The 17,018-nt window shown below is 38.2% G+C and carries 8 protein-coding genes; all 8 read left to right on the top strand.

From position 1 onward, the window contains the following. Positions 1 to 13: 13 nt before the first annotated feature. The 8 genes from ORL93_RS04770 (at position 14) to ORL93_RS04735 (ending at position 17,017) form a co-directional block, all read left to right on the top strand. The gene (locus ORL93_RS04770; protein ID WP_040119557.1) at positions 14 to 1,171 is read left to right on the top strand and encodes an exonuclease SbcCD subunit D; all 1,158 of its coding nucleotides are present in this window, start codon (positions 14 to 16) and stop codon (positions 1,169 to 1,171) included. Beyond that, a complete protein-coding gene (locus ORL93_RS04765; protein WP_097795286.1) occupies positions 1,168 to 4,257 on the top strand; it encodes an AAA family ATPase in 3,090 nt (1,029 codons plus the stop codon). Before ORL93_RS04770 ends, ORL93_RS04765 begins: the two co-directional genes overlap by 4 nt. A gap of 742 nt (positions 4,258 to 4,999) precedes the next feature. Beyond that, positions 5,000 to 5,785 carry a 2,3-dihydro-2,3-dihydroxybenzoate dehydrogenase gene (locus ORL93_RS04760; RefSeq protein ID WP_265958712.1) on the top strand — a complete coding sequence of 262 codons (786 nt, stop codon included), beginning with the start codon at positions 5,000 to 5,002 and terminating at the stop codon, positions 5,783 to 5,785. 25 nt (positions 5,786 to 5,810) lie between these two features. Further along, entirely contained in the window at positions 5,811 to 7,028 is a 1,218-nt protein-coding gene (gene dhbC, locus ORL93_RS04755) for an isochorismate synthase DhbC (protein ID WP_265958711.1), read from the top strand. Between the two features lie 18 nt (positions 7,029 to 7,046). Next, complete coding sequence (locus tag ORL93_RS04750; RefSeq protein ID WP_097795285.1) at positions 7,047 to 8,663, top strand: (2,3-dihydroxybenzoyl)adenylate synthase; 1,617 nt, start codon at positions 7,047 to 7,049, stop codon at positions 8,661 to 8,663. 46 nt (positions 8,664 to 8,709) lie between these two features. Beyond that, positions 8,710 to 9,630: an isochorismatase gene (locus ORL93_RS04745; RefSeq protein WP_265958710.1), complete on the top strand. Its 921-nt coding sequence runs from the start codon at positions 8,710 to 8,712 to the stop codon at positions 9,628 to 9,630. Between the two features lie 14 nt (positions 9,631 to 9,644). Beyond that, positions 9,645 to 16,799 (top strand): amino acid adenylation domain-containing protein, encoded by a 7,155-nt coding sequence (locus ORL93_RS04740; RefSeq protein ID WP_265958709.1) that lies wholly within the window; start codon positions 9,645 to 9,647, stop codon positions 16,797 to 16,799. Beyond that, positions 16,796 to 17,017 (top strand): MbtH family protein, encoded by a 222-nt coding sequence (locus ORL93_RS04735; protein WP_016114820.1) that lies wholly within the window; start codon positions 16,796 to 16,798, stop codon positions 17,015 to 17,017. Before ORL93_RS04740 ends, ORL93_RS04735 begins: the two co-directional genes overlap by 4 nt. Position 17,018: the final 1 nt, after the last annotated feature.

Here is a 17,018-nt window from a genome sequence, read left to right as displayed (position 1 = left end):
AAGGAAGGAAAAGATGAAGTTTTTTCATACAGCGGATTGGCATTTAGGAAAACTTGTTCACGGTGTGTATATGACCGAAGATCAACGAATTGTATTAGATCAGTTCGTTCAAGCTGTGGAAGAAGAAAAACCAGATGCCGTAATTATTGCAGGTGATTTGTATGACCGAGCGATTCCTCCAACAGAAGCAGTAGATTTACTAAATGATGTATTAAAAAAGATAGTGATTGATTTACAAACGCCAGTAATTGCAGTAGCAGGGAATCATGATAGTCCAGACCGTATTCATTTTGGCAGCAGTTTAATGAAAAAACAAGGGTTACATATTGTTGGCCAATTTCAATTTCCGTATGAACCAGTTGTTTTACATGATAAGTATGGGGAAGTTCATTTCCATTTAATCCCATATGCGGATCCAAGTATTGTAAGACATGTGATGAAAAATGAAGATATTCGGTCGCATGATGATGCGATGCGTATTTTCATGAATGAACTTTCAGAAACGATGAATCAAGAAGCAAGACACGTATTTGTAGGCCATGCATTTGTCACTTCTTCAGGTGAAGCAGAAGAAAATACGAGTGATGCAGAGCGTCCGCTTTCCATCGGCGGTGCTGAATACGTAAATAGTCATTATTTTGATAAGTTTCATTACACAGCACTTGGGCATTTGCACCAAGCGCACTTTGTACGTAATGAAACGATTCGTTATTCTGGTTCACCACTTGCGTATTCTATTTCTGAAGAGCGGCATAAAAAAGGGTATTATATTGTGGAATTAGACGAAACAGGTCAAGTGGAAATAGAAAAGTGTTTATTTACACCTCGTCGCCAAATGCGAACAGTAGAAGCGAAAATAGATGATTTATTAAAGTATCCAACAAGTGAAGATTATGTCTTCGTAAAGTTATTAGATGAAAATCCTGTACTGCAGCCAATGGAAAAAATTCGTTCTGTATATCCAAATGCTATGCATGTTGAACGTTCTATGCAAAGACGAGAATTTACAGAAACCAATGAAGTTACTGTTTCTAGACATAAAACAGATGATCTATCCCTTTTGAAAGCTTTTTATAGAGAAATGAAGGGCTCAGATTTATCAGAAGAGAAAGAACGTCTTTTCTTAGACGTATTACAAACAGTGCAGGAACGGGAAGGTGAACGAGGATGAGACCACTTCAGCTTATTATGACCGCATTTGGTCCGTATAAACAGCGAGAAGTTATCGATTTCAGCGATCTTGGCGATCACCGTATTTTTGCTATTTCAGGAAATACGGGAGCTGGGAAAACAACGATATTTGATGCGATTTGTTATGTATTATATGGGGAAGCGAGCGGAGAAGAACGTAGTGATACGAGTATGCTACGTAGCCAATTTGCTGATGATAATATATACACAAGTGTAGAATTAACCTTCCGTTTGAAAGGAAAGCAATACGAAATAAAAAGACAGCTCGGTCATAAAAAACAAGGGAATAAAACAGTTACAGGGCATGCTGTTGAGCTATATGAAGTAATAGGTGATGAGAAGGTTCCATGTGTGGATCGTTTTCATGTGACAGATGTGAACAAAAAGGTTGAAGATTTAATCGGACTTAGCAAACATCAATTTAGTCAAATTGTTATGCTTCCGCAAGGAGAATTCCGAAAACTATTAACGTCTGAAACAGAAAATAAAGAAGAAATTTTACGTCGTATTTTTAAAACAGATCGTTATAAATTAATGCGTGAATTGTTAGATCAAAAACGTAAACAGTGGAAAGACGTCTTACAAGAAAAGCAAAAAGAAAGAGAACTGTACTTCCGTAATGTTTTTAAATTACCGGTTCGAGATGATTCATTATTAGAGACATTAGTTCAACAGGAACATGTAAATACGCACCAAGTAGTCGAAGCGCTTGAACAAGAAAAAAATTGCTATGAGGCGGAAGTTGAACAATTACAAGCGCAGCAAACATTGCAAACGCAGCAATTAAAAAAAGCCGAAGATCGTTTTCATACAGCTAAGTCTATTAATGAAAAGTTCAAAGATTTACAGCAAAAACAAGAGAAACAAGCAGTTTTACAAGCAAATCGAGAACAAATAGAAACAGAAGAACAACGCTTTAAACTTGCTGAACAAGCGAAACGATTATTACCATTTGAACAATGGTATGAAGAAGCGGTACAGAGTGAACAAAATGCTGAACAATTATTGAAACAAATATCTGTAAAAAAAGAAAAGACGGTTAAGGCGTTTGAACTTGCTTATGAGAAATATGAAGAATTAAAGGGTAAAGAGTCTGTTCGTGAAGAAGGTAAGAAAACTGTACAAAGATTAGAAGAGTTACAGCCAATTATTGCTTCATTAGCAGAGAAAAAATCAAAATTGCAACAGGCAGAACTTCAAAGTGGGAAATTGAAGGAAGGTATTCAGAAGTTTGAGAAACAGCTAGAAGGACAGATTTCTCAAAAACAACAAATTGCCGGAGAATTACAACAGCTAGAGGTTGCACTTGAGCAATATGTAGCAAAAGTAGAAGAGCTAACAAATATGCGGGAAGATGCAAAAGTACTAAAGCAAGCATATGACGTTTGGCAAGAAAAGCAAAAATATGAACAAGAAAAAGAAGTTGCAAATCAAAAGATGGAGGTTGCAGTTAAAGCATATGAAGAGATGGAGCATCGTTGGTTAAATGAGCAAGCAGGAATGTTAGCTCTTCATCTTCATGAAGGTGAATCTTGTCCTGTATGTGGTAGCATAGATCATCCAAAGAAAGCTACAGAACGTGGAGATTCCATTGATGAAAAACAGCTAAATGAACTGCGCGAAAAGAAAACAGTTGCTGAAAAATTACATGTTCAAGTAGAAGAGAAATGGAATTTCTACAGATTACAATATGAGCAAGTAATAGATGAAGTCGTAAAACGAGGATACCGTTCAGAAGAGTTAGTTGAAACATACCGTACGCTAGTGCAAAACGGAAAACAACTAGCAGCTGAGGTAAACACATTAAAGGAAAGTGAAGAAAAACGTAAACAGCTAGCGTTAAGTGTAAAAGGATTAGAAGAAAAAGTAGAAGAATTACAGAAGCAAAAACGCGAAGCTGAAGTGATGCAGCATCGTACTGAAATGGAGTGCATGCAACTTCGTACGTCCTATGAACATGATCAGCAAAAAACCCATGAGGACTTACAAACGTTAGAAGCCTGGAAAAAACAATTTGATCAAGCTGTTAGCACACTTCGCTTTATGGAAGAGGAGTGGAAGAAAGTACAAGAAGCTTATCAATATTGGCAAAATGAAAATATACGCATACAAGCTGAGTATGGTGGTGCTCTAAAGCAAGTAAGTCATGCAAAAGAAAAGCAAGAAGAGACTTTACTTCGCTTTACGACAGAGCTTGAACAAGGTGGATTTATCGACCAACAAGCTTATAAAGAAGCAAAATTAACAGATGTAGAAATGAAGCATTTGCATGAGCAAATTCAAGAGTACTATTCATCCTTAGAAGTATTGGCTAAACAAATTGAGGAACTAGTAAATGAATTAAGCGGGAAAGAATGGACGGACATTACAGCTCTAGAAGAACAAATGAAAGAGTTAGGAATTCAGCTTGATATTACAAAAGAAAAGCGCCAGCGTGCCCAAAGTGCAGTTGCATACATTACCGATTTGCATGAAAACATTAGACGAATTGATGAACAAATTCATGAAGAAGAAAAAGCTTTCCAAGAACTTGTTGATTTATATGAAGTCATGAAAGGGGATAACGAAAGTCGTATTTCGTTTGAACGTTACATTTTAATTGAGTATTTAGAACAAATTGTTCAAATTGCTAACGAAAGACTTCGTAAACTATCAAACGGCCAGTTCTATTTAAAACGAAGTGAAAGAGTTGAAAAACGAAATCGTCAAAGTGGACTAGGATTAGATGTATATGACGCATATACAGGTCAAACACGTGACGTAAAAACATTGTCTGGCGGGGAAAAATTTAATGCATCGCTTTGTCTAGCACTTGGTATGGCAGATGTGATCCAGGCATATGAAGGCGGTATTTCTATCGAAACCATGTTTATCGATGAAGGATTTGGCTCGCTAGATGAAGAGTCATTAACAAAAGCGATCGATGCATTGATTGATTTACAAAAATCAGGACGATTTATTGGCGTTATTTCACACGTTCAAGAGTTGAAAAACGCAATGCCAGCAGTTTTAGAGGTAACGAAGCAGAAGAATGGTTGTAGTGAGACTCGGTTTGTGGTGAAATAATAAAACTAATAAAAAGGTTAATAGTAAATTTTAATTATGAGAGGACATATGCTTAATAGTGGGCATATGTCCTTTTTTCATATAGTTATATCGGTATGATTTATGTTTGAAGGAAGTGTTGTTTAGAGAAAAAGATGTAAATAGTTATTTTTAAATAAATTTCTTAATAAAATTTTTTCAGAAATTTATTGAGAAATTAAATGTTCAATATGATGGTTTTTATTATAAAATAAAGATTTTTATGTAATTAATGATAAAATGTATGATTATTAATTAGGAAATTTGAAAGTTTCAATTTAATTTTTTAAATCTATTATTTTCACAGAAAATAGGATGAAAAAAGTTTATATTTACAATAAAAGCAGAGATTTTTATGCAGATAAGTATGGGGACATAATAAAATATTTTATCTGAAAAATAAAAAAAGATTGACAAGACTGTTGATAAACATTATCATTTCGGTGTACAAAAGAAAATGAAAATCATTATCAATTAATACTAAGTGAGTATTACCTAGTTTATTGAGACTGAAATTAAGATTAAATTGCACTTGACTGATAAGTTTAATATGTGTATGATTTTCGTAAATATAATGATAATGATTATCAATATCATTATTAGTTGGTGATGTTTGTTTAAATATTTTCTTTGCACAGATTAATTAGGTTAACTTTATTAATCTGCAATTGAGAATATACAAGATAAACTAGATCGATTCGTTGTAAGGAAAGGAATTGAGAATATGGATTTTGGGGAATTTGATGGGAAGATTGCATTAGTTACTGGTGCAGCACAAGGAATTGGAGAGACTGTAGCGAACATGCTTGCGGAAAGAGGGGCAAAAGTTGCAGCGGTTGATAAGAATATTTTAGAACTCAATAAGCTTTCAGATTATCATGCAACAAGAGGCAGCTCTTTGAAAGTATTCGCTTTAGATGTGAGTGATAGTTCCGCAGTGGAAAATACAGTAAATCAGATTGAGGATACAATGGGGCAAATTGATATTTTAGTTAATGTTGCTGGTGTTTTGAAGATGAATGCAATTCACTCTTTAAGTGATGAAGATTGGGACAAGACTTTTTCTGTAAATGCTACAGGGGTGTTTTATGTATCACGATCTGTGAGTAGACGTATGATGTCACGGCAGTCTGGTGCGATTGTAACTGTAGGGTCAAATGCTGCCAGTGTACCTAGAATGGAAATGGCTGCGTATGTAGCATCGAAAGCTGCTGCAACGATGTTTACAAAATGTCTTGGTCTTGAGCTTGCAGAATATAATATTCGCTGTAATTTAGTTTCTCCTGGTTCAACTGAGACAGAGATGCAGAGGTTACTTTGGATAGATGAAAATGGGGCTGAAAAAATTATTGCAGGCTCACAAGATACATATAGATTAGGAATTCCATTAAAAAAAATAGCAACGCCTTCAGAGATTGCTGAAGCAGTTCTATTTTTAGCGTCAGATAAAGCAAGCCATATTACGATGCATAATCTATGCATTGATGGCGGCGCTACTTTAGGAATCTAAATTACATATAGGGGGCTTTAAAATAATGAATCATACAACTGCTTTAAAGGAGTTAGCGACAAAATTACTAGATGACTATAGAGCTGGATCTTCATTCTTTTTTGCTTCACCGTATCGTACAATACTTGCCGAAGGAACATTTGCAACGGTGAAACATAGTCAGGCAGAAAATTTTCCTGAGCTAGTTCGTGCTGTATTAAGCAATGCGAAACAAGCTGGCCATCCTAATCCAATTGTTGTAGGAGCGCTACCTTTTGATCGTACAAAATCGGTACAGCTCGTTGTACCTCGGGAGAGCAGGCTAGCAGATCGTCTGCAATTTGATTTTACAGATCGAATCCAGCAATCACCTGCACTTACATATGAAATGAACCCTATTCCGTCATCTTCAGAATATATGCGTGGTGTAGAGCAAGGAGTAGCTAAAATAAAGAGCGGTGACCTAAAGAAAATCGTTCTATCTAGATTATTGGATTTGAAATCTCCAGAAAAGGTTGACATTCAAAAACTACTTTGTGATTTAGCGCAGCACAATAAACAGGGGTATACGTTTGCGGTAGATTTACCGAAGAGTGAAGAAATAGAGAATTGTGATGCTTCACCAAAGCGTAGTCATACACTCATAGGAGCGAGTCCAGAGTTACTTGTCTCACGGAGTGGAATGCAAATCATTTCTAATCCGCTTGCAGGCTCTAGACCTCGAAGTAAAGACCCTGAAGAAGATAAGAGACGAGCAGATGAGTTGCTTTCTTCAGCTAAAGATTTACATGAACATGCTGTTGTTGTTGAAGCAGTAGCTGCGGCGCTTCGTCCGTACTGTCGTACATTGCATGTTCCGGAAAAACCATCATTAATAAATAGTGAAGCAATGTGGCATTTATCTACTGAAGTAAAAGGAGAATTACTAGACGTATCAGTGTCTGCATTAGAATTAGCACTTGCGCTTCATCCTACACCAGCAGTTTGTGGAACTCCGACAGAAAAAGCTCGAGAGGCTATTAACGAAATTGAACCGTTTGATCGAGAATTTTTCACGGGAATGCTTGGTTGGAGTGATCTGAATGGTGACGGTGAATGGATTGTTACGATTCGTTGTGCGGAGGTTGAAGAGAATTCCCTTCGTTTATTCGCAGGAGCTGGTATTGTTGCGGAGTCAAAACCTGAAGATGAGCTAGCTGAAACATCAGCTAAGTTTCGTACAATGCTTCGGGCTATGGGATTAAATGATGAATCTTTGAAATAGAAGTTAGGGGGATAAATGATGTTAACAGGATGCCAGGAGTGGCCAAAGGAATTTGCAGATCGATATAAAGAAGAGGGGTGCTGGCGCGGAGAGACCTTTGGAGAGATGCTGCGAGAACGTGCGATGAAACATGGTGACCAGATTGCAGTGACAAGTGGCGAAAAACACTTAAGCTATAGTGAACTGGACAAAAGAGTAGATCAATTAGCTGCAGGATTTCTAAATTTAGGAATTAAACAAACGGATCGAGTGGTTCTTCATTTACCAAATATTACGGAGTTTTTCGAAGTCTGCTTTGCGCTTTTTCGCATTGGTGCAGTTCCAGTTTTTGCTTTGCCGTCACACCGAAGTAGTGAAATAAGCTATTTTTGTGAATTTGCTGAAGCAACGGCTTATATTATTTCTGATAAACAGCTTGGATTCGACTATCGAAAACTTGCAAGAGAAATAAAAGAAAAAGTTCCAACGTTGCAACATGTAATTGTTGTAGGAGAGGCGGAGGAATTTGTAGGAATTCGTGATCTTTATATGAATCCGGTCAATCTGTCAGAAGTAAAATCTAGCGATGTAGCTTTCTTGCAACTATCAGGCGGAACAACAGGATTATCTAAATTAATTCCCAGAACACATGATGACTATATTTATAGTTTAAGAGTGAGTGCTCAAATTTGTAAATTGGATCAAGATAGTGTGTATCTTGCTGTGCTTCCAGTTGCACATAACTATCCGCTTAGTTCGCCGGGGACTCTTGGGACGTTATATGCAGGTGGGCGGATTGTTCTAGCTTCTGGGGGAAGTCCAGATGAAGCGTTCTCTCTTATTGAGAAGGAACGTGTCACGATTACAGCACTTGTGCCACCCCTTGCAATGGTATGGCTTGACGCAATAGCTTCACGCAATAATGATTTATCTAGCCTGCAAGTTTTACAGGTAGGCGGTGCAAAGTTTAGCGCGGAAGTGGCCAAGCGTATACGCCCGGCATTCGGTTGTACATTGCAACAAGTTTTTGGTATGGCCGAAGGGTTAGTGAATTATACGAGACTTGATGATGCAGAAGATATCATTATTCATACGCAAGGAAGACCAATGTCAGAGTTTGATGAAGTTCGTGTAGTTGATGAATATGATAATGACGTAGAGCCAGGTCAAGTGGGGAGTTTATTAACTCGTGGACCATATACAATTCGTGGATACTATAAAGCTGAAGAGCATAACGCTAAATCCTTTACTTCGGATGGTTTTTACCGCACAGGCGATCTTGTCAAAATAAATGAGCAAGGTTATTTAGTGGTTGAAGGACGCGATAAGGATCAGATTAATCGTGGTGGAGAGAAAGTTGCGGCTGAAGAAGTTGAAAATCATCTGTTAGCTCATGCAGCGGTACACGATGTTGCAATAGTATCTATGCCAGACGATTATTTAGGTGAACGTACTTGTGCTTTCGTTATAGCTCGCGGGGAAACACCGACTGTAGGGCATTTGAAAATGTTTTTAAGAGATCGAGGAATTGCGGCATATAAAATTCCAGATCGAATTGAATTTATAGACTCGTTTCCACAGACTGGTGTCGGAAAAGTGAGTAAGAAAGAATTACGGAAGGCAATTGCTGAAAAACTTAAATCTATCATGAAGTAATAAATGACAAATAAATATTCTTAACAATTCGAAAGGAAGTGATTAGATGGCTATTCCAGCTATCTCAGTATACCCAATGCCATTAGAGTCAGATTTACCAAATAATAAAGTAACGTGGAAGCCAGATACGAAACGTGCTGTTCTTCTTATTCATGACATGCAAGAGTATTTTCTTGATGCATATCATGCAGAGGAATCACCAAGAGTAGAACTGATTTCAAATATTCAATCTATCAGAAAAACATGTAAGGAAATTGGTGTTCCTGTCGTTTATACTGCACAACCAGGTGGACAAACGCTAGAGCAAAGAGGATTATTGCAAGATTTTTGGGGGGCGGGTATTCCTGATGGGCCTCACAAGAAGAAAATTGTAGATGAGCTCACTCCTGATGAGGATGATATTTTCCTTACAAAATGGAGATATAGTGCTTTTAAGAAAACAAATCTTCTAGAGATTTTACGTGAACAAGGGCGTGATCAGCTTATTATTTGTGGGGTTTATGCACATATTGGATGTCTTTTAACGGCATGCGAAGCATTTATGGATGGGATACAACCATTCTTCGTCGCTGATGCGGTTGCTGATTTTTCACAAGAACATCATAAACAAGCTTTGCAGTACGCATCTGATCGATGTGCAGTAACTATAATAACGAATTTATTATTAAAAGATTTACAAAGTTTAAAAGAAACGTCTGCAGCAGAAGAAAATACAGGATTCACATTACAATCGGTACGTGAACAAGTTGCTGAATTGCTTCGTGAATTACCAGTGGATATTGGAGAGAACGAAGATTTATTAAATAGAGGGCTTGACTCAGTTAGAATTATGAGTTTAGTAGAGAAATGGCGCCAAATAGGTGTAGAAGTTACATTCGCAGATTTGGCTGAGCGTCCAACAATTTATGACTGGTTTAATTTGGTGTCCTCTCAAGAGGAAAAGGTGCTATCAAATACAGATAGATAAAGGGGTAAATACGAATGTCTCATTGTCAAAAGGTTCGTCATTCATTGTCAGGTGCGCAAACGGGTATGTGGTTTGCGCAGCAACTTGATCCAAAAAATCCAATTTATAATACGGGTGAATACATAGAAATACATGGTTCAGTTGATGTGAAAACATTTGAATTAGCTGTGCGTAAAGTTGTAATGGAAGCTGAATCTTTACATGTTCACTTTGAAGAAGATGCGAAAGGGCCATGGCAAGTTATCGATGATTCACCTGAATTTCATATGCATATTATTGATGTTAGTACTGAAGAAAATCCCCAAAAAGCCGCTGAAGCGTGGATGCAAGTGGATTTATCTACGCCAGTGAATCTGAAAAAGGACAAGCTGTATACGGAGGCGCTTTTTAAAGTCGCTTCCAATCGTTTCTTTTGGTATCAGCGCATCCATCACATAGTGATGGATGGATACGGATTTTCTTTACTTGCGCAAAGAGTAGCAAGAGTATATACGGCATTCATGAATAATCAATCGTATGATGAGAGATCATTTGGTTCTTTATATACCATTTTAAAGGAGGATGCTGCGTATCGTGCATCGGAGCAATTTGAGAAAGATCATAGCTTTTGGTTAGAACGGTTCCAAGATCAACCAGAAGTAGTAAGTTTAGCGGAACGTGCTCCTAGAACATCGAAGACATTTCTTCGCCAACCAGCACATTTGTCTCGTTTAAGTACAGAATCTTTGCGGAAGGTTGCACATGATTGTAATGCGAATTGGCCGGATCTTATCATAGCTGCAACTGCGATTTATATACATAAATTAACAAGTACACAGGATATAGTTCTAGGTTTACCGATGATGGGACGTTTAGGATCAGCATCGATCAATATCCCTGGTATGGTCATGAATGTAGTCCCGCTCCGCTTGTCTATAAGCTCTAATATGAGTCTTGCTGAGGTTGTCGGGCAGGTTTCTAATGAGGTTCTTGATATTCGTTTTCATCATAAGTATCGTCATGAAGAATTACGCCGAGATCTTAAATTATTGGGAGAAAATCAAAGGTTATTTGGTCCAATGATTAATGTGATGCCATTTGACTATGCCTTGAGTTTTGCAGGAAATCATGGGGTTAAACATAATCTTTCGGCAGGACCGGTTGATGATCTTTCAATAAATGTGTCAAACGAGTTTGACGAAAATGGCTTAAGGATTCATTTTGATGCAAACCCTGAAGTATATAGATTAGAAGAGTTAATAAATCATAAAAAAAGATTTGTGAATCTTCTGGAAGATATATCGGATCTTCAGGTAGATTCACCGATTGGAAAACTGGAACTCTTACTTCATGAGGAACGCAAGCATTTAGTAGAGTGGAATCAAACTATGAAAGAAAGTTCATTCGTAAGTGTACCTGCTCTCATTGAAAAACAAGTAAGTAAATCTCCTGATTCTATTGCTGTCATATGTGATGGAATAGAACTTACTTATAAAGAATTAAATGAACAAGTAAATCAACTTGCTCATTTCTTGTTAGAACGAGGAGTTCAATCTAAGGAATTTGTAGCGTTAGCATTTCCAAGATCTGTAGAGATGGTTATCGGAATGTTAGCAGTTCTTAAGACGGGAGCAGCATATTTACCAATCGACCCAGAATATCCAGAGGATCGAATTACGTATATATTAAGCGATGCTAAGCCTGCTTGTATTCTAACACATTCTTCTGTTTTAGGTGATTTACCGAATGGGGATCATATAACAAGAGTTGTGCTTGATAATCAGGATACAAAAGAAGAGTTAAGAGGATACCAGAAAAATAACCTAGATTCATTTGATGGAGCAGCACCCTTAAATCCTGCGTATACAATTTATACTTCGGGGTCAACAGGTAAGCCAAAAGGTGTCGTTGTGCCGATGCAAAGCTTAAGCAACTTTTTATTGGCGATGCAAGATCAATTCTCATTACATGTAAATGATCGTTTGTTGGCTGTTACAACCTTTGCGTTTGATATTTCAGCTTTAGAAATTTATTTACCACTTATTAGTGGAGCAAGCGTTCAAATTGCCCAAAAAGAAGCAGTTCAAGATTCTTCAGCATTAACAGAAATCATTCAAAAGGAAAACATCACAATTATGCAAGCTACACCAACACTTTGGCATGCGCTTGTAACAGATTATCCAGAAAGATTAATAGGACTTAAAGTTCTTGTTGGTGGTGAGGCGCTTCCATCGAATCTAGCGTCTCGGTTAAAAGAATTAAATTGTCATGTTACAAATCTTTATGGACCAACTGAAACAACAATTTGGTCAACTTTCATGGATATGAATGAAGAAGAGAGTGGTACACCTTCTATTGGAAGACCAATTTGGAATACTGAAGTATATGTACTAGATGCAGGTTTACAACCTGTACCACCAGGAGTGGTGGGAGAATTATATATTGCTGGTACGGGGCTTGCCAATGGATATTTAGGAAGACCAGAATTAACAGCTGAACGATTTGTTGCTAATCCATTTGGGAAACTTGGTACACGAATGTACCGTACGGGCGATCTTGTTAAATGGCGTAAGGATGGTTCGTTAGATTATGTGAGTCGTGCAGATCATCAAATTAAGATTCATGGATTCCGTATCGAGTTATCTGAAGTGGAAACTGTATTATCTCAGCACCCTCATGTTGAGCAAGTCGTTGTAATCGTTCGAGAAGATCGACCTGGCGATAAACGTTTGGTTGCTTACATTGTACCTGATGCTGATGGAAATCTTGACCTTGCAGAAATTCGAACATATGCAGAAGGGAGCCTACCAGGTTATATGATACCGTCAGCAATTATGATGATGTCTGAATTGCCATTGACACCGAACGGAAAGATTAATCGGAAAGTGTTACCAGCACCTGACTTCAATTTACTTGTTAGTGAACGCGTAGCTAGAAATCCACAAGAAGAAATTTTATGTGATTTATTTGCGGAAGTGCTTAGTATAGCGCGGATTGGAATCGATGATAACTTCTTTGAAATAGGCGGACATTCTCTGTTAGCTTCCCGGTTAATGGGACGTATTCGTGAAACATTAGGTGTGGAATTAGGCATTGAAAAACTATTTGAATCACCTACAGTCGCTGAACTAGTTAAACAATTAGATAGCACGCAGAGTGCAAGGCCAGCTATTCAGAAAGTAGAGCGTCCAAGAGAAGTTCCTCTTTCTTTTGCACAGCGTCGTTTATGGTTCTTGAATTGTTTAGAAGGTCCAAGCCCAACTTACAATATTCCAGTAGTCATTCGAATGTCTGGTGAATTAAATCGAGAAGCTTTACAAGCTGCATTTTATGATATCGTCGATCGACATGAGACACTTCGAACTATTTTTCCTAACACGCTTGGTACGTCACATCAGCAAATTTTGGAGACAAATGAGGCAAATCCTACTTTAATTGTTACGCAGACTACTGATTCAGAATTACCTAAAGTACTTGCTGAAGCTGTAAGATATAGCTTTAATCTTGCAGAAGAGCCAGCTATCCGTATGGAGCTTTTTGAAATAAATCCGGATGAACATGTGTTACTTGTATTATTGCATCATATTGTAGGGGATGGATGGTCATTAAACCCATTGTCAAGAGACATAGCAACTGCGTATCAAGCACATTGTAAAGGTGAATCAGTTCAGTGGAAGTCACTGCCAGTACAGTATGCCGATTATGCCCTTTGGCAACAAGAACTATTAGGAAATGAGAGTGCACAAGGTAGTCTCATTTCACAACAAATTGAGTTTTGGAAAGAAGAATTGAAGGGGTTACCAGCCCAACTTGAGTTACCTACAGATTATCAACGTCCTGTGGAAACGAGCTATTGCGGAGAAACGATAGATTTTCATGTGAATCCAGAGTTACATGAACGATTATTAGAGCTTGCTCGTAAAAATGGTGTTAGTTTGTTTATGATCCTACAATCCGGACTTGCTGCATTACTTACACGATTAGGGGCTGGAACGGATATTCCAATAGGTAGTCCAATTGCTGGGCGTAGTGATGATGCGCTTGGAGATATTGTCGGATTGTTCGTAAATACACTCGTTTTACGTACAGATACGTCTGGAGATCCTAGCTTTAGTGAACTGTTAAGCAGGGTGCGTAAAGTTAACCTTTCAGCATATGAACATCAAGATGTTCCATTTGAAAGACTTGTTGAAGTGTTGAACCCTGTGCGTTCGAGAAATAGTCATCCACTATTCCAAATTATGTTAGCTTTTCAAAATACACCAGAGGCTACACTTGATATACCGAATCTAGAAACGCATCTTGAGATTAAGAGTGTTGGTTCTTCGAAGTTTGATATGACGATAGAAATAAGTGAACGTAGTACGTCTGAAGGTCAGCCAAATGGATTACATGGTTTACTTGAATTTAGTACAGATTTATTTAAGCGTGAGACAGCTCAGAAACTTGTGAGTCGTTTCATTCATTTATTAGAAGACGCAGTAGAAGATCCAGAACAACCTATTGGGCGTTTGGAAATTTTGGACGAAGAAGAGCGTCAAACAGTACTTGAAAAATGGAATGGCGGCTTTCAAATTGCGCCTGAAATGACCTTACCGGAATTATTTGAGAAACAAGTTCGCTTAACGCCAGATGCAACCGCTGTCGTATTTGAGGACACTACGCTAACTTATGAAGAGTTAAATAAGAGATCGAATAAACTTGCACGTCTGTTAATTGAAAAAGGAGTAGGTCCAGAGCAAATGGTTGCTTTAGCGATACCAAGATCTGTTGATATGGTTGTGAGTTTGTTAGCAGTTTTGAAAGCGGGGGCAGGATATTTACCGCTAGATCCTGATTATCCATCGGATCGGATTTCATTCATGCTAAGTGATGCTAGGCCTGTCTGTATGATTACGAACACACAAGTGACAATAGAGAGTGCAGAGACCGTAACGATTGTAGTAGACGATTTCAAAATAATGGAGACATTAAACAAATATGGTGAAGAGAATATAGAAAATGTGGAACGAATACAGCCACTATCACCTTTACACATTGCTTATGTAATTTATACATCAGGTTCAACAGGAAGACCAAAAGGTGTAATGATTCCTCATCAGAATGTTATAAGGCTACTTGGGGCAACTGACCATTGGTTCCAATTTGATTCGGAAGATGTTTGGACAATGTTCCATTCTTATGCTTTTGATTTTTCAGTTTGGGAAATTTGGGGGCCGCTATTGTATGGGGGACGTCTTGTTGTCGTACCACACACTGTGAGTCGTTCACCTAGAGAATTTTTAAATCTGCTTGTCCAGGAAAAGGTAACAGTTTTAAATCAGACACCATCAGCATTTTATCAACTTATGCAAGCAGATCGCGAAAATGTTGAATTAGGGCAAAAGCTTTCCTTACGATATGTCGTTTTTGGCGGAGAAGCACTGGAATTAAGTCGTCTAGAAGATTGGTATAGTCGTCATCCAGAAAATTCGCCTAAGCTTATTAATATGTATGGTATTACAGAAACAACTGTACATGTAAGCTATATCGAGCTGGATCAAAATATTGTATCTTTACGAGCAAACAGCTTAATAGGATGTAGTATACCAGATCTTAAAGTATACGTATTAGATAATTACTTACAACCTGTACCACCAGGAGTGGTAGGAGAAATGTATGTTGCAGGAGCAGGGCTTGCTCGTGGGTATTTAGGTCGTGCAGGGTTAACTGCGGAACGATTTATAGCAGATCCATACGGGAAACCTGGTACTCGAATGTATCGTACAGGAGATTTGGCGCGTTGGTGTCAAGATGGCACATTAGACTATATCGGTCGTGCAGACCATCAAATTAAGATTCGAGGTTTCCGAATTGAACTTGGCGAAATTGAAGCCGTTATTATGCAGCACTCTCATGTTGAACAAGTAGCTGTCATTGTACGTGAAGATCAGCCTGGTGATAAGCGATTAGTTTCCTATATTGTTTCGTCAGAACATGTAAACATTGATACAGCTGAAATGCGCCAATATGTAGGACTTAGTCTACCTGATTATATGGTACCATATGCTTTCGTTATGATAAGTGAATTACCTTTAACTCCAAATGGTAAGTTAGATCGTAAAGCATTACCAGCACCTGAATTCATGGTATCTACGATAAGCCGAGGACCAAGAACACCAAAAGAGGAAATTTTATGTGATTTATTTACAGAGGTTTTGAATTTACCTCGAATTGGCATTGATGATGGTTTCTTTGATCTTGGCGGTCATTCCTTACTTGCTGTGCAGTTAATGAGCCGGATCAGGGAAGCGCTAGGAGTAGAGTTAAGTATTGGTAGCTTATTTGCGGTACCGACAGTTGCAGGGCTTGCTGAAATACTTGAGATGGGGACGAGCCAAAGTGCGCTAGATGTAATCTTGCCATTAAGAACAAGCGGTGAAGAGTTACCTATGTTCTGTGTACATCCAGCAGGTGGACTTAGCTGGTGTTATGCAGGATTAATGAAGTCTTTAGGAAGCAATCATCCAATTTATGGTGTACAGGCACGCGGCATTGCAAAAAGTGAAGAACTTCCAAAATCATTAGACGAAATGGCTGCTGACTATCTTGAGCACATTCGTGAGATACAGCCACATGGGCCGTACAGGTTGTTAGGTTGGTCTCTCGGAGGAAACGTTGTTCATGCAATGGCAACTCATTTGCAAAATCAAGGAGAAGAAGTTGAACTGCTTGTTATGTTGGATTCTTATCCCGGTCACTTTTTACCAAATACAGAAGCGCCTAGTGAGGAAGAAGCGCTTATTGCCCTACTTGCATTAGGAGGATACGACCCAGATAACATGGATGGAAAACCACTTGATATGGCAAACGCTATTGATATACTTCGCAGGGATGGCAGTGCATTAGCGAGTCTGGAAGAGGAAACAATTTTGAACTTGAAAGAAACATACGTAAATTCTGTTGGTCTTTTAGGAAAGTATGTTCCAAAACAATTTCATGGAAACCTTGTATTCTTTAGATCAACAATCATACCAGAATGGTTTGATCCGATTTCTCCAGATACATGGCTTAGTTATATAGATGGGGAAATTGAACAATATGATATTGATTGCCGACATAAAGATTTATGTCAGCCAGGACCACTTACAGAAATCGGACAAGTATTAGCTAGTAGACAGCAAGCGATGAAAGGGGTAAATAAAGTATGACGAATCCATTTGAAAACGATAACTTTATGTATAAAGTGTTAGTAAATAAGGAAGGCCAGCATTCTGTCTGGCCAGCCTTTCTCGATGTACCAGCCGGGTGGGATGTTGTTCATGAACAAGATAGTAGACAAGCTTGTCTTGCGTATATCGAATTACACTGGAGTGATATGCAGCCAAAGAGTCTTCACTCACTTGAGTGCGTTTCAGTAGGGGAGTAGT

It is taken from the genome of Bacillus sp. DHT2 (genome assembly GCF_026241455.1).
GTDB lineage: Bacteria > Bacillota > Bacilli > Bacillales > Bacillaceae_G > Bacillus_A > Bacillus_A pseudomycoides.
Note: the sequence above shows the minus strand (reverse complement) of the source record. Positions and strands in the feature narration are given on the sequence as shown.

Bases quoted from the DNA above. Each gene is read 5' to 3' on its own strand.
- ORL93_RS04770 (WP_040119557.1), top strand. From the start codon at position 14: ATGAAGTTTTTTCATACAGCGGATTGGCATTTAGGAAAACTTGTTCAC.
- ORL93_RS04765 (WP_097795286.1), top strand. From the start codon at position 1,168: ATGAGACCACTTCAGCTTATTATGACCGCATTTGGTCCGTATAAACAG.
- ORL93_RS04760 (WP_265958712.1), top strand. From the start codon at position 5,000: ATGGATTTTGGGGAATTTGATGGGAAGATTGCATTAGTTACTGGTGCA.
- dhbC (WP_265958711.1), top strand. From the start codon at position 5,811: ATGAATCATACAACTGCTTTAAAGGAGTTAGCGACAAAATTACTAGAT.
- ORL93_RS04750 (WP_097795285.1), top strand. From the start codon at position 7,047: ATGTTAACAGGATGCCAGGAGTGGCCAAAGGAATTTGCAGATCGATAT.
- ORL93_RS04745 (WP_265958710.1), top strand. From the start codon at position 8,710: ATGGCTATTCCAGCTATCTCAGTATACCCAATGCCATTAGAGTCAGAT.
- ORL93_RS04740 (WP_265958709.1), top strand. From the start codon at position 9,645: ATGTCTCATTGTCAAAAGGTTCGTCATTCATTGTCAGGTGCGCAAACG.
- ORL93_RS04735 (WP_016114820.1), top strand. From the start codon at position 16,796: ATGACGAATCCATTTGAAAACGATAACTTTATGTATAAAGTGTTAGTA.